Origin of the sequence: Sphaerothrix gracilis Ecp01 (genome assembly GCF_030405905.1) — a bacterium.
Taxonomy (GTDB): Bacteria; Cyanobacteriota; Cyanobacteriia; order Phormidesmidales; family Phormidesmidaceae; genus Sphaerothrix; species Sphaerothrix gracilis.
On sequence record NZ_JASATW010000102.1, the window covers coordinates 1 to 1810 of the forward strand.

At 46.6% G+C, this 1810-nt stretch carries 4 protein-coding genes; 3 read left to right on the plus strand and 1 reads right to left on the minus strand.

Annotated elements, in window-relative coordinates:
- The 3 genes from QJQ48_RS27910 to QJQ48_RS27920 form a co-directional block, all read left to right on the plus strand.
- Window positions 1–267: hypothetical protein (locus tag QJQ48_RS27910; RefSeq protein ID WP_346294466.1), on the plus strand; the 267-nt coding region annotated here is incomplete at its 5' end.
- A 10-nt stretch (window positions 268–277) separates the two neighbouring features.
- Entirely contained in the window at window positions 278–481 is a 204-nt protein-coding gene (locus QJQ48_RS27915) for a hypothetical protein (protein WP_346294467.1), read from the plus strand.
- Between the two features lie 242 nt (window positions 482–723).
- On the plus strand, window positions 724–1290 hold the full coding sequence (locus tag QJQ48_RS27920) for a hypothetical protein (RefSeq protein ID WP_346294468.1): 567 nt from the start codon (window positions 724–726) through the stop codon (window positions 1288–1290).
- Window positions 1291–1522: 232 nt separating this feature from the next.
- On the opposite strand, the gene QJQ48_RS27925 is transcribed toward QJQ48_RS27920, so the two are convergent.
- Window positions 1523–1810, minus strand: a 288-nt coding sequence (locus QJQ48_RS27925; protein WP_346294469.1) for a hypothetical protein, incomplete at its 5' end; no start/stop codon positions are given.

Genomic DNA, 1810 nt, shown 5'->3' on the forward strand with positions numbered 1-1810 from the left:
CAAAGCTCTGGCGAAGAAGCGGTAAGACGTTGCATGAGAGACTATTGGGAAGGTGGCGATCTTGCATCACTACATCAAAAACTGCGAGATACATCTCAACCGTTTGAGCATCGCTATCGGGCAGTCCTGAACGATGCCCAGCGTGACACCTGGTTTGAAGCGATCAGTCGATACGAGCCAGTTGAAATTGGCGGGAGAGCATTTCGACTAAGTATTAATCAGTACTTTGAAATAGTTGGTAATTTGCAATTGCAAACAGCAAGATAGACATAAATCTATGGCAGACCTGCAAGAAATCCAAGAAATCCTAAACCAGACAGCGAGACAGCAGGCAATCAACACAACAGCGATCACTGACCTCAGAAAATCTATTGCTGAGACAAAGGCAATCGCTGACAGTAATGCTAGAGCCATCCAAGTCTGGAGCACCCGAATCGATGAGGAACATACTGAAACAATTGACGCGGAAGTTGAAACCTGATGAGCGATGCTAATGACGGGCTATTTCGAGCTGGTCAAATCATCCCGCTGCGGTATAAGAGCCGCGAGCTGAGGGCCGTCATTATCGATCCAAACGGTCTTGGTGAGAGTCGCCCGACCATCGGACTAGGCTTTCGCGGAATGGATCGGCACATCGGTATCCCACGCCAAACACTCTCGGATAGGGTGTCCGAAATAGAAGGAGTTAGGTGCCTTAAGCTTCCATCTGGCAATACTTTCAGGGTGTCCGAAATAACGGCAGAGGACGGCAACCAGTACCTTTTAGTCGAAGCTTCAGACTGGGTAGATTTAGCGCGAGACTGGGCTAAGAATCCGGGTAAGCTACGTAAGCCTGCACGTGATGGTCTGATTGATTTTCTTGCTTGGTTTGCGGCAGAAGGTGTTTACGCCCAAGCCTACACAGTTCTCAAACGAGTCTATACGCGAGAAGACGATGAAGTGCTGCGGCAGTGGCTAATGACGCGAGAAGCAGGTAAGCCTTACCGAGCTGATTGGAGCTGGGAAGTCAAGGGTAAAGATCCCAGAGGACGCTACGGCTATTGGACAAATTATGTCTATCGGGGGCTTTTTGGTATGGATGCGGCCACCATGAAAGAAACCTGGGAAAATCCAGTTCACGGCAGCGGACGTATTGCGCGTAACTACATCCCGCAAGCGGTGGGACTAGAAGCAGTGGCCTACTGCGAGAAGATGGTGGCCCAGCTTGACCTCGACGACATTGAGCAAGCTCACGACTTGGCAATTCAGGTAACACAGATCAAGTTTGCAAAGTATTTTCTCTCAGGATGAGATAGAAAATATTCATGACAGATCTACCTTTAGACTCTTACAACAGATAGCTATATGAACTATAGAGTTAACTGAAGATAAGGGCTGATAAGTAGGTGGGTAAATCAAACCTACAATAGGGCGTTGCAGTGTAAGCCTTACACAGATAAGGTTTAGCGTTTTACAAATGATTGCGTTCTCTTACCAGTGATAAGAGACTTAGACTGTATACAGTGAAGATCGAGCTACTCCGTCAAGAAATCTGATCATCGTCTACCTCTTCCAACTCAGCTAGACGTTCTCGATATCCCTCGTAAAGAGCGCCAAACAACTCCAGCAAGTCTTTCTCGTTGCATTGAGAAATAAATGCTCTTAGTTGAGTAATTAATAAAGTTTTGCTAAGAAGCTCCATTTTTACTGGATCGGCTCCCGTCATTTCGCTTTCAATCAACCGGGAACAAAAGTACAAGTAGGCGCTTGGCGGCAGTGACTTTAACAGAGTATCTAAAGTAGCAGTTGTTACATCCTGCTTTTTATTTTT